Below are 21,799 nucleotides of genomic sequence, written 5' to 3'. Positions count from 1 at the left end.
CCAATGCCCCTCTCGCTACTCATCCTGGCCCTGAGCGCCTTCGCCATCGGCACCACCGAATTCGTCATCATGGGCCTTCTGCCCGACGTGGCGGCCGACCTTGGTGTGTCGATCCCCGGCGCCGGCTGGCTGGTGACCGGCTACGCCCTCGGCGTGGCCATCGGCGCACCGTTCATGGCGCTGGCCACCGCCAGGCTGCCACGCAAGGCGGCGCTGGTGGCGTTGATGGGTATTTTCATCGTGGGCAACCTGCTCTGCGCCCTGGCCAGCGACTACAACGTGCTGATGTTCGCCCGGGTGGTCACGGCGTTGTGCCACGGTGCGTTTTTCGGCATCGGCTCGGTGGTGGCAGCCAACCTGGTACCGGCCAACAAGCGCGCTTCGGCGGTGGCCCTGATGTTTACCGGCCTGACCCTGGCCAACGTGCTCGGCGTGCCGCTGGGCACCGCGCTGGGTCAGCAGGCCGGCTGGCGCTCGACCTTCTGGGCGGTGACGGTGATCGGCGTGGTGGCGTTGATCGGCCTGATCCGCTTCCTGCCGGCCAAGCGTGACGAAGAAAAACTCGACATGCGCGCCGAACTGGCCGCCCTCAAGGGTGCCGGCATCTGGTTGTCGTTGAGCATGACCGCACTGTTCGCCGCCTCCATGTTTACCCTCTTTACCTACGTTGCCCCGTTGCTCGGTGATGTCACCGGCGTCTCGCCCCACGGCGTGACCTGGACCCTGCTGCTGATCGGCCTGGGCCTGACCCTGGGCAACATCATCGGCGGCAAGCTGGCGGACAAGCGTCTGGCGGCCACTCTGATCGGCGTGTTCATCAGCATGGCGGTGATCTCCACGGTGCTGACCTGGACCAGCGTCGCGCTGATCCCGACCGAAATCACCCTGTTCCTGTGGGCCACCGCCTCATTTGCCGCAGTGCCCGCATTGCAGATCAACGTGGTGACATTCGGCAAGGCTGCGCCCAACCTGGTGTCCACCCTCAACATCGGCGCCTTCAACATTGGCAACGCCCTCGGCGCCTGGGTCGGCGGCAGCGTGATCGCCCACGGCTTCGGCCTCACCAGCGTGCCGCTGGCGGCTGCGGCCCTGGCGATCTTCGCCCTGCTGGTGACCCTGCTCACTTTCCGTCAGCGCGGCGATGCCGATCTGGCCCCTGCGACTCACTGATCCACTTGAACAGACTGATCCACTTAAACAGAAAGGTATTTTCCCGATGACGACTATTTTCGATCCGATCAAACTGGGCGACCTGGAACTGTCGAACCGCATCATCATGGCGCCGCTGACACGCTGCCGCGCCGATGAAGGCCGCGTGCCCAACGCGATGATGGCCGAGTACTACGTACAGCGCGCCTCCGCCGGGCTGATCCTCAGCGAGGCGACGTCGGTGACGCCCATGGGCGTGGGTTATCCAGACACCCCGGGTATCTGGTCCAGCGACCAGGTGCGCGGCTGGGCCAATGTGACCAAGGCGGTTCACGGCGCAGGCGGCAAGATCTTCCTGCAACTGTGGCACGTCGGCCGCATCTCCCACCCGTCCTACCTGAACGGCGAAGCCCCGGTAGCACCGAGCGCGGTGCAGGCAGCAGGCCACGTCAGCCTGGTGCGCCCGCTGGCCGACTACCCGACCCCGCGCGCCCTGGAAACCGCTGAAATCGCCGACATCGTCGAGGCCTACCGCACCGGCGCCGAAAACGCCAAGGCCGCAGGGTTTGACGGCGTCGAAATCCACGGCGCCAACGGCTACCTGCTCGACCAGTTCCTGCAGAGCAGCACCAATCAGCGCACCGACCAGTACGGCGGTTCCCTGGAAAACCGCGCCCGCCTGCTGCTTGAAGTGACCGACGCTGCCATCGACGTCTGGGGCGCCGGCCGCGTGGGCGTACACCTGGCGCCACGCGCCGACGCCCACGACATGGGCGACGACAACCCTGCCGAGACCTTCACTTATGTGGCTCGCGAATTGGGCAAGCGTGGCATTGCGTTCATCTGCTCGCGTGAAAAAGAAGCCGGCGACAGCCTCGGTCCGCGCCTGAAGGAAGCCTTCGGCGGCATGTACATCGCCAACGAACGCTTCACCAAAGAGAGCGCCAATGCCTGGCTGGCAGCGGGCAAGGCCGACGCGGTGGCATTCGGCGTCCCATTCATCGCCAACCCTGACCTGCCGGCGCGCCTGAAAACCGACGCACCGCTCAATGAAGCGCACCCGGAAACCTTCTACGCCAAGGGCCCGGTCGGCTATATCGATTACCCAACCCTGGCGCTGTAAGCAACATGGGAGGGGGCTTGCTTGCGATAGCCGTGTGTCAGTCAGTTGATTTACTGACGGGCACACCGCCATCGGGAGCAAGCCCCCTCCCACGTTTTTTACCTGATGTATCCCTTTGGAAACAATGCTTCACAGAACCGCAACAATAACGCTACAAAATACTTAGCCGGCTACCTATCAACTGCGCGCCAGCCCGTATATAAAGTCATCCCACGAATCAGGCAGAGGGACGATTGACCGCCCCTGGGCTTTACTGTTGACACAACCTGATGCAATTACGCATTTTGTCTCAATTGCGCAGGCTGGGGCTCAGGCGCAGCATGTCCAGCCCTGCATCGACCCAACGCTCGGCGTCCTGATGCAATTGAAAACTGTCGGGCACCAACAGCCATTGACCGATCAAGCCGTGAATGTAGGCGTGGATGCACACCGCGCCCCGCACCGTGTCGAGGTTTTCCGGGAGCTGCCCGCGATGCACCGCATTACGCAATGTGAGCCCGATGCGCAGGTTGCATTCGAGCGTGTGCGTCTGGCGCTGGCGGCGCATGTCGCACATCTCATCGGTGAACTCGCACTTATGAAACAGGATTTCGTTGATACGCCGGGTTTTCGGGTCCAGAGCCACTTGATGATAGAGACGAATCAGCAACTTGCGCATGCAGCCCAGCGGGTCAAGCTCATCCTCGCTTTCACTGGCGCGGGCCAAGTCATCAAGGGGCTCGTGCAGCGTGTCGAGCAGCGCCTGCAACAGATCGGACTTGTTGCTGAAATGCCAGTAAATGGCGCCCCGCGTGACGCCCGCCAACGACGCAATATCGGCCAGCGTGGTACGCGCCACGCCTCGCTCATAAAAGGCGTGCTCGGCGGCATCGAGAATCTGGCTGCGGGTTTCCTGAGCTTCCTCTTTGGTGCGACGAACCATGGCAGTAAAACCTCAATCAGGACACTTGGGATGATTGTTAACGCAACGTTAATAGCCGCGAACGATCATCCGTCTATTTTTGGGACGACACCGTCATGGGCGCCGAACGTAAGAAAATCGAGGCTTCGGGCGTTGCTTTGTCAACATTGCGCGAAGTCTGTCAAGAGTTTACAAACAACCATGAACGTAAGTATATTGCGTAGCAAGCTACTTATCTACTCACTTGTTTTCCACCCTTCCACACTTCTTGTGCGCACTTTGCGCGCCTGACCCGAGGATCTTCATGCAACTTAAGCCAGCTGTTACCGCTCTGGTCACTGCCGTCGCCCTGGCATCGCTGCTCAGCGGATGTAAAAAGGAAGAGGCGGCGCCGCCCGCTCAAACCCCTCAGGTCGGTGTGGTCACCCTTCAACCGCAAGCCTTCACCTTGACCACCGAACTGCCAGGCCGCACCACGGCCTACCGCATTGCGGAAGTTCGCCCACAGGTCAACGGCATCATTCTCAAGCGCCTGTTCAAGGAAGGCGCGGACGTGAAGGAAGGCCAGCAGCTTTATCAGATCGACCCGTCAGTGTATGAGGCCACGCTCAAAAGCGCCCAGGCCAAGCTGACCCAGACCAGGTCGATCACCGACCGCTACAAGCAGCTGGTCGATGAGCAAGCCGTCAGCCGCCAGGAGTACGACACCGCCCTGGCCAACCGCATGACGGCTGAAGCCGATATGCAAACCGCGCAGATCAACGTGCGCTACACCAAAGTGCTCGCGCCGATCTCCGGGCGCATTGGCCGTTCCTCGGTCACCGAAGGCGCACTGGTCAGCAATGGCCAGGCCGATGCCATGGCCGTGATCCAGCAACTGGACCCGATCTACGTCGACGTCACCCAGTCTTCGGCCGAAATGCTGAAACTGCGCCGCGACCTGGAAAGCGGCCAGCTGGAAAAAGCCGGTGCCAACGCCGCCAAGGTCAAGCTGACCCTCGAAGACGGCAGCGACTACGGCCATGATGGCAAGCTGGAATTCTCCGAAGTATCGGTCGACCAGACCACCGGTTCCGTGACCCTGCGCGCCGTGTTCCCCAACCCTGACCACACCCTGCTGCCCGGCATGTTCGTGCACGCCCAGTTGCAGGCCGGTGTGAACAGCAAGGCCATCCTCGCGCCGCAACAAGGCGTGACCCGTGACCTCAAGGGCATCCCGACCGCGCTGATCGTGAACAAGGACAACAAGGTCGAGCAACGCACCCTGGTCGCCAACCGCACCGCCGGCGCCTACTGGCTGGTGGAAAAAGGCCTCGACGCCGGTGACCGTGTGATCACCGAAGGCCTGCAGTACGTCAAGCCGGGTGCCGAGGTGAAGGTCAAGGAGGCTGACAACGCCAAGCCTGCTGGCGCTGCTGCTCCTGCCGCCGCAGCCGGCAAAGGGGAGTAATCCATGTCGAAATTTTTTATCGACCGTCCCATTTTCGCCTGGGTAATCGCCCTGGTGATCATGCTGGTCGGGACATTGTCGATCCTGAAGCTGCCCATCAACCAATACCCGGCCATCGCGCCAACCGCCATCGACATCCAGGTGACCTACCCGGGCGCGTCCGCGCAAACCGTGCAGGACACCGTGGTGCAGGTCATCGAGCAACAGCTCAACGGTATCGACAACCTGCGCTATGTGGCCTCGGACAGTAACTCCGACGGCAGCATGACCATCACCGCGACGTTCAACCAGGGTACCAACCCGGACATCGCCCAGGTGCAGGTGCAGAACAAGCTGAACCTGGCGACTCCACTGCTGCCGCAGGAAGTGCAGCAGCAGGGTATCCGCGTGACCAAGTCGGTGAAGAACTTCCTGATGGTGATCGGTCTGGTGTCCGAAGACGGCAGCATGACCAAGGACGACCTCTCCAACTACATCGTGTCCAACATCCAGGACCCGATTTCGCGTACCTCGGGCGTCGGTGACTTCCAGGTATTCGGCTCGCAATACGCGATGCGCATCTGGCTGGACCCGGCCAAGCTGAACAACTTCCAGCTCACCCCGGTCGACGTCAGCAACGCCATCGCCGCGCAGAACGTGCAGGTGGCCACCGGCCAACTGGGCGGCCTGCCTGCCCTGCCCGGCACCCAACTGAACGCGACGATCATCGGCAAGACCCGTCTGCAAAACGCCGAGCAGTTCGGCAATATCCTGATGAAGGTGAATCCCGACGGTTCCCAGGTTCGCCTGCATGACGTGGCCCGCATCGAACTGGGCGGCCAGAACTACAGCATCAGTGCGCAGTTCAACGGCAACCCGGCTTCCGGCATGGCGATCAAACTCGCCTCGGGCGCCAACGCCCTGGACACCGCCAAGGCCATCCGCGCCACGGTGGCGTCGCTGGAACCGTTCTTCCCGCCAGGCATGAAGGCGGTGGTGCCGTATGACACCACGCCCGTGGTCACCGAATCGATCTCCGGGGTGGTACACACCCTGATCGAAGCGATCGTGCTGGTGTTCCTGGTGATGTTCCTGTTCCTGCAGAACTTCCGCGCCACCATCATCACCACCATGACCGTACCGGTGGTATTGCTGGGCACCTTCGGCATCCTCGCGGCGTTCGGTTTCACCATCAACACCCTGACCATGTTCGGCATGATCCTGGCCATCGGCTTGCTGGTGGACGATGCCATCGTGGTGGTGGAAAACGTCGAGCGGGTGATGGCCGAGGAACACCTGTCGCCCAAGGAGGCGACGGTCAAGTCCATGGGCCAGATCCAGGGCGCCCTGGTGGGTATTGCCCTGGTGCTCTCGGCGGTACTGCTGCCGATGGCATTCTTCGGCGGCTCCACCGGTGTGATCTACAAACAGTTCTCCATCACCATCGTTTCGGCCATGGCGCTGTCGGTACTGGTTGCGCTGATCTTCACCCCGGCGCTGTGCGCCACCATGCTCAAACCGATCGATCCTGAGAAGCACGGCCAACCCAAGCGCGGTTTCTTCGGCTGGTTCAACCGCACCTTCGACCGTGGCGTACTGAGCTACGAGCGCGGCGTGGGCAACATGATCAAGCACAAGATCCCGGCGTTTTTGGTGTACGCACTGATCTTCGCCGGCATGATCTGGCTGTTCATGCGCATCCCGGCAGCCTTCCTGCCCGACGAAGACCAGGGCGTGATCTTTGCCCAGGTGCAGACGCCAGTGGGCTCCACCGCCGAGCGCACGCAAAAAGTCATCGACGACATGCGTATCTACCTGCTCAACACCAAGGAAGGCGAGCCGGGCGAAGGCAAGGGCGTGAAATCGGTATTTACCGTGAACGGCTTCAACTTCGCCGGTCGCGGCCAAAGCTCGGGCCTGGCCTTCGTGATGCTCAAGCCGTGGGATGAGCGTGACGATTCCACCTCGGTGTTCGCGATCGCCAAGCGTGCCCAGGGTTACTTCATGCAGACGTTCCAGGACGCCATGGTGTTTGCCATCGTGCCGCCGTCAGTCCTGGAGCTGGGCAACGCCACCGGTTTCGACGTGTTCCTGCAGGACCAGGGCGGTGTCGGCCATGAGAAGCTGATGGCCGCGCGCAACCAGTTCCTCGGCATGGCCGCCCAGAGCAAGATCCTTGCCGGTGTGCGCCCCAACGGCGTGAACGATGAGCCGCAGTACGAGCTCACCGTCGACGACGAGAAGGCCAGTGCCCAGGGGATCACGCTGTCGAACATCAACCAGACCCTGGCGATTGCCTTGGGTGGCAGCTACGTCAACGACTTCATCGACCGTGGCCGTGTGAAGAAGGTGTACGTGCAAGGTGAAGCGGCCAGCCGCATGTCGCCTGAAGACCTGAACAAATGGTACGTGCGCAGCGACTCCGGGAAGATGGTGCCGTTGTCGGCCATCGCTTCGGGCAAGTGGATCTACGGCTCGCCAAAACTGTCGCGCTATAACGGTGTGGCGGCGATGGAAATCCTCGGCACCCCGGCACCGGGCTACAGCACCGGCGACGCGATGGCCGAAGTCGAGCGCATCGCCAAGCAGTTGCCGGCCGGTATCGGCTACGCCTGGACGGGCCTGTCGTATGAGGAACGCCTGTCCGGCTCCCAGGCGCCTGCGCTGTACGCGCTGTCGCTGCTGGTGGTGTTCCTGTGCCTGGCGGCGCTGTACGAAAGCTGGTCGATTCCGATCGCGGTGGTGCTCGTGGTGCCGCTGGGCGTGGTGGGGGCGTTGATCGCCACCAGCATGCGCGGCTTGTCCAACGACGTGTTCTTCCAGGTGGGCTTGCTGGTAACGGTGGGCCTGGCGGCGAAAAACGCCATCCTGATCGTGGAGTTCGCCAAGGAACTCCACGAACAGGGCAAGGGCATCGTCGAGGCGGCCATCGAGGCGTCCCGCATGCGTCTGCGCCCGATCATCATGACCTCCATGGCGTTCATCCTCGGCGTACTGCCGCTGGCGATCTCCTCGGGCGCAGGTTCAGGCAGCCAACATGCCATCGGTACCGGCGTGATCGGCGGTATGATCACCGCCACCGTGCTGGCGATCTTCTGGGTGCCACTGTTCTTCGCAACCGTGTCGGCCATCGGCAAGCGCAAAAAGACTGAAACCACGCAAACTTCTAACGAGGCTGGCCAATGAGCAAGTCGCTACTTTCCCTAGCCGTCACCGCCTTCGTGCTCAGTGGCTGCTCGCTGATACCTGACTATCAGCGCCCCGAAGCGCCGGTGGCCGCGCAGTACCCGCAGGGGCCGGCGTATTCGTCGGCCCAGGCGCCGGGCCAGGCCGCTGCCGAACAGGGCTGGAAGCAGTTTTTCCATGACCCTGCCCTGCAGCAGCTGATCCAGACCGCACTGGTGAACAACCGCGACCTGCGCGTCGCGGCGCTGAACATCGACGCGTACGCCGCGCAGTACCGCATCCAGCGTGCCGACCTGTTCCCGGCCGTGTCGGCCAACGGCGCCGGCAGCCGCCAGCGCACCCCGGCACGCATGTCGCAGACCGGTCAATCGGGCATCACCAGCCAGTACTCGGCCACCCTCGGGATCAGTTCCTACGAGCTGGACCTGTTCGGCCGTGTGCGCAGCCTGAGTGAAGAGGCCCTGCAAAAGTACTTCGCCACCGAAGAAGCACGGCGCAGTACGCAGATCAGCCTGGTGGCCAGCGTGGCCAACGCCTACCTGACCTGGCAGGCCGACAAGGAACTGCTCAAGCTCACTCAGGACACTCTGGGCGCGTTCGAACAGAGCTTCAAGCTCACCTCGCGCAGCAGCGAAGTCGGCGTGGCCTCGGCCCTCGACCTGAGCCAGGCACGCACCTCGGTGGAAAATGCCCGGGTGCAGCTGGCGCGCTACACACGCCAGGTGGCCCAGGACGAAAACAGCCTGACCCTGCTGCTGGGCACCGGCCTGCCGGCGAATATCGCCAGCAAGCCACTGTCTGATGACCTGCTCGCCGAAGTGCCGGCCGGGTTGCCCTCCGACCTGCTGCAACGACGTCCCGACATCGTGCAGGCCGAGTACAACCTCAAGGCGGCCAACGCCAATATCGGCGCCGCCCGCGCGGCGTTTTTCCCGAGCATCAGTCTGACGGCCAATGCCGGCACCCTGAGCCCGGACCTGGGTGGCCTGTTCAAGGGCGGCTCGGGCAGTTGGTCGTTTGCCCCGCAGATCAACATCCCGATCTTCAATGCCGGCAGCCTGCGCGCCAGCCTGGACTACTCGAAGATCCAGAAAGAAATCAACGTGGCCAACTACGAGAAGGCTATCCAGACCGGCTTCCAGGAAGTTTCCGACGGCCTCGCCGCGCGTGAAACCTACAAGCAGCAACTGGACGCCCAGCGCGGCTTCGTCGCGGCCAACCAGGATTACTACCGCCTGGCCGAACGTCGCTACCGCATTGGCGTAGACAGCAACCTGACCTTCCTCGACGCCCAGCGCCAACTGTTCAGTGCCCAGCAATCGCTGATCACCGACCGCCTGGCGCAGCTCACCAGCGAGGTCAACCTGTACAAGGCCCTCGGCGGTGGCTGGAATGCGCAGACTGCGCAGAACGAGCCGGTGAAAGAAGACGCGCCGAAGTTGAAGTTGTTCTGACAGCCTGGGTGTAAATCAAAAACCGCTTCCGTCACCGGAAGCGGTTTTTTTATGCGCGCAATGTGCTGGCGGCAAATCCGGCGTCTTGCGTTCCGTTCAACCTTTCGGGGTAAAATCTGTCACAGATTCTTACAGACCACAGAGGGAGCTTGTCGTAATGATCGTAGGAATCGACCTGGGCACCACCAACAGCCTCGCCGCCGTCTGGCGCGGCGATGCCACCGAGCTGGTACCCAACGCCCTGGGCCAACTGCTGACACCCAGTGTGGTCGGGCTCGATGACCAGGGCCGCGTGCTGGTCGGCCAGGCCGCCAGGGAGCGCCTGCACACGCACCCGCACCTGACCACATCGCTGTTCAAGCGCTACATGGGCAGTGCCACCGAGGTACGCCTCGGTGACCGCACCTTTCGACCCGAAGAACTCTCGGCGCTGGTGCTCAAAAGCCTCAAGGAAGACATCGAGCGCAGCTACGGTGAAGCCGTCACCGACGCGGTGATCAGCGTGCCCGCCTACTTCAGCGACGGCCAGCGCAAAGCCACGCGCATCGCCGGGGAACTGGCGGGCCTCAACGTTGAAAAACTGATCAATGAACCCACCGCTGCCGCTCTGGCTTATGGCCTGCACCAGCGCGACAAGGAAACCTCGTTCCTGGTGTTCGACCTCGGCGGCGGCACGTTCGACGTGTCGATCATCGAGCTGTTTGACGGCGTGATGGAAGTGCGCGCCAGCGCCGGTGACAATTTTTTGGGCGGCGAGGACTTCGACACCCTGCTGCTGGATCACTTCGTCGACAGCCAGCGCAATGCCGAGGATTTCCCGCCCACCAGCAGCGTGCTGCACGCACTGCGCCGCGAAGCCGAGCGTGTGCGCAAAGCCCTCGGCCAGGACGACAGCGCCGACTTCACCCTGCGCGTCGACGGCCGGCAATGGGTAACAACCATCACCCAGGCCGAACTCGCCAGGCTCTATGCACCGCTGCTCGAACGCCTGCGCGCGCCGATTGAACGTGCCCTGCGCGACGCACGCATTCGGGTGGGTGACCTGGATGAGATTCTGCTGGTCGGCGGCACCACGCGCATGCCGCTGGTGCGCAAACTCGCCGCGGGGCTGTTCGGCCGCTTCCCTTCCATCAGCCTCGATCCTGACCAGGTGGTCGCCCATGGTGCGGCGATCCAGGCAGCGCTCAAGGCGCGTTCGGCGGCCCTGGAAGAAGTGGTGCTGACTGACGTGTGCCCTTACACCCTGGGGATCGAGACAGCCAACCAATATGGCAACCACATCGAGAACGGCCACTACCTGCCGTTGATCGAACGCAACAGCAGCGTGCCGGTGAGTCGGGTCAAAAGCGTGTTTACGCTCTCCGACGACCAGACTCGCGTGCTGCTGAAAATCTACCAGGGCGAAAGCCGCCTGGTGAAAGACAACATCGAGTTGGGCCAGCTGGAAATTCCGGTGCCCAAGCGCAAAGCGGGCGAAGTCTCGCTGGACGTGCGTTTTACCTACGACAACAACGGGTTGCTCGAAGCCCAGGTGAACATCCCGCTCACCGGTGAACAACACTCGCTGGTGATCGAGAACAACCCCGGTGTGCTCAGCCCCCAGGAGATCCAGCAACGCCTGCAGGCGCTGGCCCTGTTGAAGATTCACCCGCGCGACCAGCAGGTCAATACCGTGCTCACGGCCCGCCTCGAACGCCTCTATCAGGAAAGCCTCGGCGAGCTGCGTGAGCAACTGGGACACTGGGCGGCGCAGTTCCAGCAGGTGCTCGACAGTCAGGACGAACGCAGCATCCGTGAGGCGCGCAGCGAACTGACCCGTCAACTTGAACAGCTCGATAACGGGTTCTGGCGCTGAGGACGATTGCACATGGACGGCTGGACACTATTGCAACTGGCGGACGACGCCGACGAACGCACGATCAAGCGCACCTACGCGCGGCTGCTCAAGGGGTGCCGTCCGGACGATGACCCCGAGGGCTTTCAGCGCCTGCGCGAAGCCTATGAACACTGCCTGAATGAAGCGCGCTGGCGGGCCGATCACGAAGACGACAGCCCCGCCGCCGCTATGCCCGTGACCGAGGCCATCAGCGCCAGCCTCGACGCCCCGGCTGAGTGGATGCAGGTGCGACCGCTTGAACCTGCACCCTTCGACCCGCCCGCGCCAAACCCGGCGCTGGCACTGGTCGCGGGCCTGAACGCCGACAATCTCGATGAACGCTGGGCCAAAGCTCAACAGCATCTGTGCACCGAGGCATTCCAGGCCGCCCTGCTGCGTCATTGCTTTGAAGCCCCGGGCGAACGCACCGCAATCGCGCGTTGGGCCGTGCAGCACCTGGAATGGCTGACACCCTGGCAACAGGTAGCCATGACGTCATGGCAGCACGAAGCGCTCAGCAACGAGTTGCTGCAAGCCTACCGCATGGCCCTGGAGGAACAGCTGGAGCAAAAGGCCGAGCGTGAATTCGTCACCCAGCTGAGGCAGTTCAACAGCCAGGCATGGCTGCAGGTGTTCGACCTGCAGCAGCACTGGCAACGCATGATCCTCCAGTTGCTTTACAACACCCAGTGGAGCGTGCCGATGTTCGAGCGCGTGTGCCAGACCTTCGGCTGGGATGACCAGAAAGGTGTGTTTCCGGAACCGGCGTGGATGTGGCGTAGCCTGGTGTCGCGTTGTGAACAGGAGACTTTTTACGAGCATCTGCAAGACAAGGCCCAGGATAAGCGGCGCATGTCAGCCGATGCCCTGGCCGCCCGATTGTTGCTCACGCCGATGACGGCGACGCAACACAAACGCATGATCGACGGGTTTGGCGAAAACGAATGGAACGCCTGTCAGCACCTGGCAGACACCCTGACCTGGCGCTATCCGCAACTGGTCGAACGCCTGCATCAAAACGACCTGTATTTCTGGCGAAAATTCGTGCCACGGCCGATCTACACCCAGGTGTTTATCCGGCTATGGGCAGTCTTCGCACTGGGCATCGGCCTGAGCATTGCCCACGACACACCGAACACGTTGGACTTGATGTCCGTGTTCATCCTCCTGTTGATGTCGTTGGCACCGGCCATTATTGGATTTCGCGTCACCCAATTCTGGGCGAGCATGAGTTCGGTATACAGGGTGCAGGATATATGGCTGACCCAGTACCTGATTCCCAAGCGATTCAACCCCAACGACTACTGGCTGGTGATACGCCATGGTGTGCCGCAGGTGATCATGCTCATAGCCTGCGGCCTGATGCTCGGCGTGCTGGGAGCGGTCACCTATGCCGGCTCGCTACTGATCAACCTGCTGCACAAAAAACGCATCGGCCAAATGAGCCAACGATTCAGCGAAGGCTGGCCCTGGCTGAACGGTCTGCACTGGGCATTCTGGAACCCGTTGCAAGTGGGGTTTCTAGTGGCGATGGTAGCGCTGATCATTGCCGCCCAGCATTACCTGCCGGCGGTGCCCTGGACCCACTTCAACCCGCCCAAGCCTTAATCGCAAAAGCCGGGCCTGGCGCCCGGCAACTTGCGTTCGATCATCGCCCACAACCCGCCCTGCCCCACTTTCATCGCTCCCGCCCCGCCCCGCACCATGCGCGCACCTGCATAACCCCAATAACAACAGGTCCTACCCCATGAGCACATTTCGCCCGCGCCAGCTATTGCTGGCAACCGCTGTCGCAAGTCTTGCCCTGCCCGTCTGCGCCGAGGAGCACGGCTTTTTCGAAGACGCCAGCGCCAACCTCAACGTGCGCAATTTTTTCTTCAACCGCAATTTCACCAACCCGACCAAGGCCCAGGGCGGCGCGCAGGAGTGGACGCAGAGTTTCATCCTCGACGCCCGCTCCGGCTTTACCCAGGGCACGGTAGGCTTTGGCGTGGATGTGCTGGGCCTGTACTCGCTCAAGCTCGATGGCGGCCGCGGTACTGGTGGCACCCAGTTGCTGCCGCTGGACCGTGATGGCCGTCCGGCGGACGACTTCGGGCGCCTGGGCGTGGCGTTCAAGGCGCGCATTTCCAAAACCGAACTGAAGGTCGGCGAATGGATGCCGGTGCTGCCGATCCTGCGCGCCGACGATGGCCGCTCCCTGCCGCAGACCCTGCGCGGCGGGCAGATCACCTCCAAGGAAATCGACGGCCTGACCCTGTATGGCGGCCAGTTCCGCGCCAACAGCCCGCGTGACGACAGCAGCATGACTGACCTGTCGATGGTCGGCAGAACCGCGTTCACCTCCGACCGCTTCAACTTCCAGGGCGGCGAATACGCCTTCAACGACAAACGCACCCAGGTCGGCCTGTGGAATGCCCAGCTCAAGGACATCTACAGCCAGCAGTTCATCAACCTGATCCACAGCCAGCCCTTGGGCGACTGGACCCTGGGCGCCAACCTCGGGTTCTTCTACGGCACCGACGACGGCAGCGCCCGCGCCGGCAAGCTGGACAACAAGACCTGGTCCGGCCTGTTTTCCGCACGCTACGGCGGCAACACTTTCTATGTGGGCCTGCAAAAACTCAGCGGCAACAGCCAATGGATGCGCGTCAACGGCACCAGCGGCGGCACCCTGGCCAACGACAGCTACAACTCGAGCTACGACAACGCCGAGGAAAAATCCTGGCAGGTGCGCCACGACTACAACTTTGCCGCCCTCGGCGTGCCAGGGCTGACCTTGATGAACCGCTATATCAGCGGCAGCAATGTGCACACCGGCAGCGTGACGGATGGCAAGGAATGGGGCCGGGAAAGCGAACTGGGCTACACCGTGCAAAGCGGCAGCCTGAAAAACCTGACGATGCGCTGGCGCAACTCCAGCATGCGGCGCGACTACAGCAACAATGAGTTCGACGAAAACCGCTTGATTGTCAGCTACCCCATCAGCCTGTTGTAACGCCCCCGGCAACAGCCACGAGCCGATGGGTCGTGGCTGTTTTTGTAGCAACTTGGCTCATTTAAGGCATGAACGTTTCCCTGCGCTGGCACGACTGAAGAGCAGGCGTCGTAAGGCGGCGCTGCACATCACCTTATCCGACATACAGGTACAGGCCATGACTACAGTCACTTCTGCTCACAACCACGCCATGGCGCCCGGACAACCGCCGTCCGGCCCCCCGCCTGTTCAGACCCGCACCAAGGTGCTGGTGGATGATGGAAATCTGCGCGCCAGTCAGGCACTCACCCAGGGCCTGAAAAACCCTGGGCGTCCAGAGACACTGGCGAATGTTCTGTTCCTCGAAACAGGTAAACGCGCCGACCGGATTCATATCAGCCAACGCCCTGATGGCCAGCTGTACGCTCAGGTAAATGGTCGTGACTACGTCCTCGACACTCCAGACGGCCGCTCAAATATCCCGACTCTGCTTCACCTGAAGTCCGGAGCGGGCGACGACCGTATTACCGTCGCCCCCAACGTCAACCTGCGTATCGAAATCGACGCTGAAGACGGCAATGACGTGATTCAGGCGGGCGGCGGCAAAACCAGCGTATATGGCGGCCGTGGCGATGATGACATTACCCTCGGCAGCGACACCGGCTACGCCGAAGGCAATGACGGCAACGACATACTCAAAGGGGGCCGGGGCCACGCGGTGATGTACGGCAATGCTGGCAATGATCGCTTGTACGCAGGCAGCGGGCCGGCCAACAAACAGAGCCACCTCGATGGCGGTGCCGGCAACGACCAGCTGTACGCAGGCAACGGGCACACGGTGCTCAACGGCGGCCTGGGTGACGACCTGCTGGTGGGCCATGACCGCACCACGTTTTACTCAGGGCAAGGGCGCAACACCCTGCGCGCGAATGCGATCAAGGCGCGCATCCATGCACAGGCGACAGATCGCCTGATCGGCACACAAGGCTCAACGCTCACCCCCATGACGCTGACCGACGCGGGCCGAAAAGCCTTCAGCATCCAGGGGCCACCCGACTTCATTGCGCGAGTCGAAGACGATCTGACCTTGCTTCGCACATCGCCACAAGGGCAAAAAATGCTGAAAGCGCTCGATGAGATGGCCGTGAAAAATGGCGGCCCTGTTCTCATCGTGCCCAGTAATCGTGGCAACTCCTATCGCTTCTGGAGCACCGAGCTGCAACACCTTGAGCAGAACAATCAGGTTCCAGCTGAACGCACCGACCCCAAGTGGGGCTACCTGAAGGATGGGGTACCGGGTTCACGGGCCGACAAAGGCACGATTTTCTACAACCCGGCCGCGGTTTACGGGACGGATCCTCTGTTCTTGCCGCTCAACCAGCTTTTCCATGAAATGGCGCACGCCTGGAATGGCGCCAACGGCACCTTCCTGCCAGGTGCGAGCGTGCCGACCCGCGATCAACCCGAGCGCCCAGGCCCACCCAACAGTGAACTGCAAGCGGTCGGCCTGGTGAGCAACGCGCCGCCCTTCGACTTCGACAACGACCCCAACACCCCTCCCACTTCAACCAACCCCGCGCCGTTTACCGAAAACACACTGAATGCAGAAATGGGCCTGCCCCTGCGAACCCGTTACGCCTGAATCTGACTCGCCCCGCCAGACGGCCATTTATACCGGTGATCGCGGCGTGTGCATGCTGTATCGTGCACGCGCCCTCACCCGGCACATGGACCTCAACGACACGGACGCCTACCTCTTCGAAGGCCGCCATGAAATACCTCATTGTCCTTTTGTCGGTTGTGCTCAGCGGCTGTATCGGCCAGCCCATCGCCTTGACGCCACAGACCGCGCAGCGTTTGCAGGCCCAGGCGCCGATCCGCTTTTTAATCACTTTCGATGACGGTCCCAGCGCCTCGGGCTACAACAACCCGAGCCGTTCAGTGCTGGCTGATCTGGCGCATAACCCGATTTTGCCGGGCATCAAGGCGGTGTTTTTCGTGCAGACCGAAGGGGCGCGTTCCGGCGGCAGTGCCCGCGGGCGCAAAACCATGGTGCGTGAATTTGCCGCCGGGCATCTATTGGGTTTCCACACCGCCACCGCGTTTCACACCAACCACCGCTGGCTGAGCGATGCCGAACTGGAACGCACCCTCACCCTGGGTGCAGCAGACATCGCCGGGATCACCGGCGCACCGCCCGTGCTGGTGCGCCCGCCGTTCTGGAACTACGACAAACGTACCTTTGCCGCCTACCAGCGCCATGGCATGGGCGTCTTGCTCACCGACCTGAGCGCCAATGACGGCAAGATCTGGGGCTTCAACGCCAGCCCCCGGCGTCGCGCCAACCTCTATCGGCAACTGTCGGTGGTGCGCGAACACATTGCCCTGGGCGAGCTGCCGACGGTGGATGGGGTGATTCCAGTGGTGGTGACCTTCCATGACATCAACCGCTACACGGCGCGGCACATGCAGGAATATCTGCAGATCCTGCTCGACAGCGCGCGCATCAACGGCATGAACACCGCCGCCGAGCCGTTCTACACCGACACCGCCGCCCTGCAACGCGCGGCGCTGAGGCGCACGATCAAGGATGTGAATGCGCCGGTGCACCTGCCAGGTGTGTGGAATTGGGTGTGGGATGCCGACTCACACTGACCTTGCAAACACAGGAGGTCTCCTGTGGGAGCTGGCTTGCCTGCGATGCAGACACCTTGTTACATCAGGCACACCGAGTGGATGCCATCGCAGGCAAGCCAGCTCCCAGATTTTGTCGGTATTTCAGACTCAGGCTTGCTGACGTGACTCAACCCCCAACTCATCCCACACCGATTCGGCCAGGTGGAACGTCGCATTCGCCGCCGGAATCCCGCAGTAGATCGCGCTCTGCATCAGCACTTCCTTGATCTCGGCACGGGTCACGCCATTGCTCGCGGCGGCCCGCAGGTGCAGCTTCAGCTCTTCGCTGCGGTTCATGCCGATCAGCATGGCGATGGTGATCAGGCTGCGGGTATGCCGAGGCAGGCCCGGGCGGGTCCAGATATCGCCCCAGGCGTGACGGGTGATCATCTCCTGAAACTCGCCGTTGAACTCGGTCAGGGCGTTGAGGCTGCGATCGACATGGGCATCGCCCAGCACTTCGCGGCGCACCTTGAGGCCCTCGGCATAACGTTGTTTCTCGTCCACAAACAGCTCCTCTAAACAGCAAATGTAGCGAGCGTTTTTTTTGTGGCAAGCCCTAATGCCGTTCAGTTAAGCGCAGATTCCCTGTGGCGAGCAGGCTTGTCCTGCGTTGGGCTGCGCAGCAGCCCCAAAACCAGGCGCTGAGCCGTATCAGGTACACCGCGTTTTGCTGGAGTGGGGGCGCTTCGCACCCCAACGCGGGGCAAGCCCGCTCGCCACAATAAACCCACACATTTCTTAACTGAACGGCATTAGGGCAAGCCCGCTCGCCACTGCAAGGCCAGCCATCACTGGGTCAGTGGGCCAGCAGAAATTCGATAACGCGGTCGCTGAACGCGGCGCCCGCTTGCACGTTGGACAGGTGCGCCGCATAGAACTCGGCGTACTCGGCGCCCTTCACATGGTTCTGGATAAAGTGGCCGCCGGCCGGCGGTGTCACGGCGTCTTCCGTGCCGGCGATCACCAGGGTCGGCACCTTGATCGAGGCCAGTTGCGCGCGAAAATCCGCGTCGCGCACGGCGGCGCAGTTGGCGGCGTAGCCCTCGGGCGATGTGTTGGCGAGCATGTCGGTGATCTGTTGCGCCTGGTGCGGATTGGCCGCCGCAAAGTCAGCGGTGAACCAGCGGGCAATCGACGCATCGCGCAGCGCGACCATCGCCGCCGCGCCGTCACGCAGCACGGTCTCGATGCGTGGGTCCCACACCTCGGGGGTGCCGATCTTCGCGGCGGTGTTGCACACCACCAGGCGCTGCAGGCGCGCGCTGGCGTTGATGCCCAGCCATTGGCCGATCAGCCCGCCCATGGACAACCCGCAGAAATGCGCACGGTGAATACCCAGCGCATCCAGCAGCGCCAGCACGTCGCGGCCCAGTTGCTCGATGCTGTAGGGCCCCGGCGTGACCAGGGACTTGCCATGGCCACGGGTGTCGCAGCGCAGCACGCGAAAATGCCGGGTGAAGGCCGGTATCTGGATATCCCACATATGCAGGTCGGTGCCCAGGGAGTTGGACAGCACCAGCACTGGTGCATCGGCAGGCCCGTCGAGTTGGTAATGCAGTTCGCCGTCGGCGAGTTGGACAAAGGGCACGGCAGCCTCCTCAGGCGGTCAAGGCAAAATGTTCGGTAACGGCGCGGGTGACCCAGGTGTGGGCCTGACCCAGGTAGTGCGCCGGGTCGAGCAGACGGTCCAGTTCGGTGGCTGACAGCTCGGCAGTGATCTGCGCTTCATCGGCCAGCACCGCGCGCAAATGCCGCCCCTCGGCGACCGCGCGCTTGCAGCATTGCTCCAGCAGATGGTGCGCGGTTTCGCGGCCCAGCCGTTGGGCGAGCACGATACTGACCGCTTCAGCCAACACCAGGCCCTGAGTGAGGTCCAGGTTACGCGCCATGCGTTCAGCATCGATCTCCAGGCCTTCACTCACCAGCAACGCCTGCTTGAGCGCACCCGACACCAGCCGGCAGATGTCCGGCAGGGTTTCCCATTCGGCGTGCCACAAACCCAGGCTGCGTTCGTGCTCCTGGGGCATGGCGCTGAACATGGTCGCCACCAGCCCCGGCACCCGAGTGGCGGCGCTGATCAGCACGGCGGCGCCCACCGGGTTGCGTTTGTGCGGCATGGTGGATGAACCGCCCTTGCCCGGCGCCGACGGTTCGAAGACTTCAGCGGCTTCGGTCTGCATCAGCAGGCTAATATCGCGACCCAGCTTGCCGAGGCTGCCGGCGATCAGGCCAAGCACCGCAGCGAACTCCACCAGACGGTCACGCTGGGTATGCCAGGGTTGTTCGGGCAGGCCCAATTGCAACTCTGCCGCCAGCGCCTCGGCCACCGGCATGGCGTGTTCACCCAGTGCCGCCAGGGTGCCGGACGCGCCGCCGAACTGCAGCACCAGCAAGCGCGGTTTCAACTGTGCCAGACGCTGCCGATTGCGGGTCACTGCGCCCAGCCAACCGGCGATTTTCATCCCCAGGGTGACCGGCGTGGCGTGTTGCAGCCAGGTGCGCCCGGCCAGTGGCACCGTTGCGTAGCGCTGGGCCTGGGCGGCAAGCACGTCACCCAGGCGCGCCAGGTCCGCGTCGATCAAAGCCAGCGCCTGGCGCACCTGCAGCACCAGGCCAGTGTCCATCACGTCCTGGCTGGTCGCGCCCAAATGCACATAGCGTTCGGCCCCGGCGTCTTCACTGGCAATCAACTTGCCCAGCGCCTTGACCAGCGGAATCGCCGAGTTGCCCGCCGTGGCAATCGCCACCCCCAGGGCGTCGACGTCGTACAGCGAGGCCAGGCAGGCCTGGGCAATCGGCGCGACGGCGGCCTGCGGGATCAACCCGACCCGGGCCTGCGCACGGGCCAGCGCCGCCTCGAAATCCAGCATGCCCTGCACGCGGCCCTGGTCGCAAAACACCTCGGCCATGCCGTCGGCGGTGAAGTAGGCGTCGAACAATTGGTTGCTCGTGCGCAGCGTCATAACGGATCCCTTACAAATCGTGGTGCAGGTACTCTGCCTGTTTCGGCAGGCGCAGGCTGAACAGGAACGCCACCGCCATCATGCCGGTGACATACCAATAGAAGGTGTTTTCCATGCCCATGGACTTGAGGCCCAGCGCCACGTACTCCGCCGAACCGCCGAAGATCGCGTTGGCCACGGCGTAGGCCAGGCCCACGCCAAGGGCGCGCACATGGGGCGGGAACATCTCGGCTTTGACCAACCCGCTGATCGAGGTATAGAAGCTGACGATAGCAAGCGCCAGGGCGATCAACACAAACGCCAGAAACGGGCTTGTCACGGTTTTCAGGGTCAGCAGGATCGGCACCGTGCACAGGGTGCCGAGGGCGCCAAACCAGAGCATCGAATTGCGCCGGCCGATCCGGTCCGAAAGCATGCCGAACAGCGGCTGCATGCACATGTACACGAACAGTGCGCCAGTCATGATGTAGCTGGCGGTTTTGGCGTGCATGCCAGCGGTGTTCACCAAGTATTTCTGCATGTAGGTGGTAAAGGTGTAGAAAATCAGCGAGCCGCCGGCGGTGTAGCCCAGCACAGTGAGGAACGCCGCTTTATGGTGACGGAACAACGCGGCGATGCTGCCGGCGTCCTTGTCCTGGCGCGTTTGCTTGCTGGTGGTTTCCTTGAGCGTGCGGCGCAGCAGCAGGGAGATCACTGCGGCAATGGCGCCGATCACGAAGGGAATCCGCCAGCCCCAGGCGCGCAACTCTTCTTCGCTGAGAAGCTGTTGCAGGACCACCAGCACCAGCACCGCCAGCAGTTGCCCGCCGATCAGGGTCACGTACTGGAACGAAGCAAAGAAACCGCGCTGGCCCTTGAGCGCGACTTCACTCATGTAAGTCGCGGTGGCGCCGTATTCCCCCCCCACCGACAAGCCCTGGAACAGCCGCGCCATCAGCAGCAGCGCCGGCGCCCAGGCACCGATGTCCTTGTAGGTGGGCAGGAAGGCAATCACCAGCGAGCCGGCGCACATCATCAGCACCGAAATCATCATCGAGCTCTTGCGCCCGTGTTTATCGGCCACCCGGCCAAACAGCCAGCCGCCGATGGGCCGCATCAGGAACCCTGCAGCGAACACACCGGCGGTGTTGGCCAGTTGCACCGTGGGGTTGTCGGACGGGAAAAATGCCGGGGCGAAGTAAATGGAGCAGAAGGCGTAAACGTAAAAATCGAACCATTCGACCAGGTTGCCGGTAGATGCACCGACAATCGCGAAGATCCGTTTGCTGCGTTCTTCTCCCGTGTAGTGACTCGTTTTTGTTGTCATGGTTTTTGACTCAGTGGAAAGGGTTATAGCCTAGACATACTTTGCAACAACCATGTTCCGCAAGCAGACTTTTGGGTAGGTGTGCCTGGACAGGCCTCATCGGGCGCAAGCCCCCCTCCCGCACTTGACTGTAGTCACCCTTCAAATGTGGGAGAGGGCTTGCTCCCGATGGAGCCCTCAAGCCTTACTCAATAATCAAAAAACACCGTCTCCTTATCCGTCCCCTGCAAAATCACATTCCACTGATAAACCCCCTCAGCATCCTGCTCGGCAATCAATGTCCCACGCCGCTCGGCCGGCACACAGGCCAGCAACGGGTCATCCCCATTCAACGCGTCACCGGCAAAATAAATCCGCGTGAGCAAGTGCTTCACCAGGCCTCGCGCGAATACCAGCACCACCAGGTGCGGTGCCTGGATGGAGCCCTTGAGCCCCGGCACGCTGCCCGGCTTGATCGTGGTAAAGCGAAACCGCCCCTCGGCATCCACCGGCACGCGGCCAAAGCCTTCGAAGTTCGGGTCGACGGGTTTGGCCTGATCATCCTCCGGGTGGTCATACTTGCCGACGGCGTTGGCCTGCCAGACCTCAAGCATGGCGTCATTGACGACATCACCGTTGCCGTCCACCACTTGCCCGCTGATCGCCACGCGGTCGCCCAGGGTGGCGGCGACGGTCAAGTCTTCGCGGTTCAGCCAGGTCAGGCCGATGTGGTAGTAAGGCCCCACCGTGTGGGACGTGGTTGCATACAGGCTCATC

At 62.5% G+C, this 21,799-nt stretch carries 16 protein-coding genes; 10 read left to right on the top strand and 6 right to left on the bottom strand.

The window, feature by feature from the left end; all coding sequences use genetic code 11:
• Positions 1-3: 3 nt before the first annotated feature.
• Together H045_RS03650 and H045_RS03645 are read left to right on the top strand one after the other, a co-directional pair.
• Positions 4-1,170, top strand: a complete 1,167-nt coding sequence (locus tag H045_RS03650) for an MFS transporter (RefSeq protein WP_015371460.1) — start codon at positions 4-6, stop codon at positions 1,168-1,170.
• A 46-nt stretch (positions 1,171-1,216) separates the two neighbouring features.
• Positions 1,217-2,272 carry an alkene reductase gene (locus H045_RS03645; RefSeq protein ID WP_003233831.1) on the top strand — a complete coding sequence of 352 codons (1,056 nt, stop codon included), beginning with the start codon at positions 1,217-1,219 and terminating at the stop codon, positions 2,270-2,272.
• Positions 2,273-2,561: 289 nt separating this feature from the next.
• Here H045_RS03645 and H045_RS03640 read toward each other — a convergent pair whose 3' ends face one another.
• A complete protein-coding gene (locus tag H045_RS03640) occupies positions 2,562-3,194 on the bottom strand; it encodes a TetR family transcriptional regulator (RefSeq protein WP_003233830.1) in 633 nt (210 codons plus the stop codon).
• A gap of 283 nt (positions 3,195-3,477) precedes the next feature.
• On the opposite strand from H045_RS03640, the gene H045_RS03635 reads away from it, so the two are divergent.
• From H045_RS03635 to H045_RS03600, 8 genes are all read left to right on the top strand, one after another.
• On the top strand, positions 3,478-4,623 hold the full coding sequence (locus H045_RS03635; protein ID WP_003233828.1) for an efflux RND transporter periplasmic adaptor subunit: 1,146 nt from the start codon (positions 3,478-3,480) through the stop codon (positions 4,621-4,623).
• Positions 4,624-4,626: 3 nt separating this feature from the next.
• Complete coding sequence (locus H045_RS03630; RefSeq protein ID WP_003233826.1) at positions 4,627-7,788, top strand: efflux RND transporter permease subunit; 3,162 nt, start codon at positions 4,627-4,629, stop codon at positions 7,786-7,788.
• On the top strand, positions 7,785-9,242 hold the full coding sequence (gene adeC / locus H045_RS03625) for an AdeC/AdeK/OprM family multidrug efflux complex outer membrane factor (RefSeq protein ID WP_003233824.1): 1,458 nt from the start codon (positions 7,785-7,787) through the stop codon (positions 9,240-9,242). The genes H045_RS03630 and adeC overlap by 4 nt, the downstream gene beginning before the upstream one ends.
• Positions 9,243-9,399: 157 nt before the next feature.
• Complete coding sequence (locus H045_RS03620) at positions 9,400-11,097, top strand: molecular chaperone HscC (protein ID WP_015371459.1); 1,698 nt, start codon at positions 9,400-9,402, stop codon at positions 11,095-11,097.
• 12 nt (positions 11,098-11,109) lie between these two features.
• The gene (locus tag H045_RS03615; protein ID WP_015371458.1) at positions 11,110-12,726 is read left to right on the top strand and encodes a J domain-containing protein; all 1,617 of its coding nucleotides are present in this window, start codon (positions 11,110-11,112) and stop codon (positions 12,724-12,726) included.
• A 139-nt stretch (positions 12,727-12,865) separates the two neighbouring features.
• Positions 12,866-14,116 (top strand): OprD family porin, encoded by a 1,251-nt coding sequence (locus H045_RS03610; RefSeq protein WP_015371457.1) that lies wholly within the window; start codon positions 12,866-12,868, stop codon positions 14,114-14,116.
• 157 nt (positions 14,117-14,273) lie between these two features.
• Positions 14,274-15,737 (top strand): M91 family zinc metallopeptidase, encoded by a 1,464-nt coding sequence (locus H045_RS03605; protein ID WP_236278020.1) that lies wholly within the window; start codon positions 14,274-14,276, stop codon positions 15,735-15,737.
• A 128-nt stretch (positions 15,738-15,865) separates the two neighbouring features.
• The gene (locus tag H045_RS03600) at positions 15,866-16,750 is read left to right on the top strand and encodes a polysaccharide deacetylase family protein (RefSeq protein WP_015371455.1); all 885 of its coding nucleotides are present in this window, start codon (positions 15,866-15,868) and stop codon (positions 16,748-16,750) included.
• A gap of 129 nt (positions 16,751-16,879) precedes the next feature.
• On the opposite strand, the gene pcaC is transcribed toward H045_RS03600, so the two are convergent.
• From pcaC to pcaG, 5 genes are all read right to left on the bottom strand, one after another.
• Positions 16,880-17,278 (bottom strand): 4-carboxymuconolactone decarboxylase, encoded by a 399-nt coding sequence (gene pcaC / locus H045_RS03595; protein ID WP_015371454.1) that lies wholly within the window; start codon positions 17,276-17,278, stop codon positions 16,880-16,882.
• A gap of 292 nt (positions 17,279-17,570) precedes the next feature.
• Positions 17,571-18,362, bottom strand: coding sequence for a 3-oxoadipate enol-lactonase (pcaD, locus tag H045_RS03590; RefSeq protein WP_003231056.1), 792 nt, complete (start codon positions 18,360-18,362; stop codon positions 17,571-17,573).
• Between the two features lie 10 nt (positions 18,363-18,372).
• Positions 18,373-19,737: a 3-carboxy-cis,cis-muconate cycloisomerase gene (locus tag H045_RS03585; protein ID WP_015371453.1), complete on the bottom strand. Its 1,365-nt coding sequence runs from the start codon at positions 19,735-19,737 to the stop codon at positions 18,373-18,375.
• 10 nt (positions 19,738-19,747) lie between these two features.
• Positions 19,748-21,043 (bottom strand): MFS family transporter, encoded by a 1,296-nt coding sequence (locus H045_RS03580; RefSeq protein WP_015371452.1) that lies wholly within the window; start codon positions 21,041-21,043, stop codon positions 19,748-19,750.
• Positions 21,044-21,231: 188 nt separating this feature from the next.
• The gene (gene pcaG / locus H045_RS03575; protein ID WP_015371451.1) at positions 21,232-21,798 is read right to left on the bottom strand and encodes a protocatechuate 3,4-dioxygenase subunit alpha; all 567 of its coding nucleotides are present in this window, start codon (positions 21,796-21,798) and stop codon (positions 21,232-21,234) included.
• Position 21,799 lies beyond the last annotated feature (1 nt).

This window comes from Pseudomonas poae RE*1-1-14, assembly GCF_000336465.1.
Classification (GTDB): domain Bacteria; phylum Pseudomonadota; class Gammaproteobacteria; order Pseudomonadales; family Pseudomonadaceae; genus Aquipseudomonas; species Aquipseudomonas poae.
Note: the sequence above shows the minus strand (reverse complement) of the source record. Positions and strands in the feature narration are given on the sequence as shown.

Bases quoted from the DNA above. Each gene is read 5' to 3' on its own strand.
- H045_RS03650 (WP_015371460.1), top strand. From the start codon at position 4: ATGCCCCTCTCGCTACTCATCCTGGCCCTGAGCGCCTTCGCCATCGGC.
- H045_RS03645 (WP_003233831.1), top strand. From the start codon at position 1,217: ATGACGACTATTTTCGATCCGATCAAACTGGGCGACCTGGAACTGTCG.
- H045_RS03640 (WP_003233830.1), bottom strand. From the start codon at position 3,194: ATGGTTCGTCGCACCAAAGAGGAAGCTCAGGAAACCCGCAGCCAGATT.
- H045_RS03635 (WP_003233828.1), top strand. From the start codon at position 3,478: ATGCAACTTAAGCCAGCTGTTACCGCTCTGGTCACTGCCGTCGCCCTG.
- H045_RS03630 (WP_003233826.1), top strand. From the start codon at position 4,627: ATGTCGAAATTTTTTATCGACCGTCCCATTTTCGCCTGGGTAATCGCC.
- adeC (WP_003233824.1), top strand. From the start codon at position 7,785: ATGAGCAAGTCGCTACTTTCCCTAGCCGTCACCGCCTTCGTGCTCAGT.
- H045_RS03620 (WP_015371459.1), top strand. From the start codon at position 9,400: ATGATCGTAGGAATCGACCTGGGCACCACCAACAGCCTCGCCGCCGTC.
- H045_RS03615 (WP_015371458.1), top strand. From the start codon at position 11,110: ATGGACGGCTGGACACTATTGCAACTGGCGGACGACGCCGACGAACGC.
- H045_RS03610 (WP_015371457.1), top strand. From the start codon at position 12,866: ATGAGCACATTTCGCCCGCGCCAGCTATTGCTGGCAACCGCTGTCGCA.
- H045_RS03605 (WP_236278020.1), top strand. From the start codon at position 14,274: ATGACTACAGTCACTTCTGCTCACAACCACGCCATGGCGCCCGGACAA.
- H045_RS03600 (WP_015371455.1), top strand. From the start codon at position 15,866: ATGAAATACCTCATTGTCCTTTTGTCGGTTGTGCTCAGCGGCTGTATC.
- H045_RS03585 (WP_015371453.1), bottom strand. From the start codon at position 19,737: ATGACGCTGCGCACGAGCAACCAATTGTTCGACGCCTACTTCACCGCC.
- H045_RS03580 (WP_015371452.1), bottom strand. From the start codon at position 21,043: ATGACAACAAAAACGAGTCACTACACGGGAGAAGAACGCAGCAAACGG.
- pcaG (WP_015371451.1), bottom strand. From the start codon at position 21,798: ATGAGCCTGTATGCAACCACGTCCCACACGGTGGGGCCTTACTACCAC.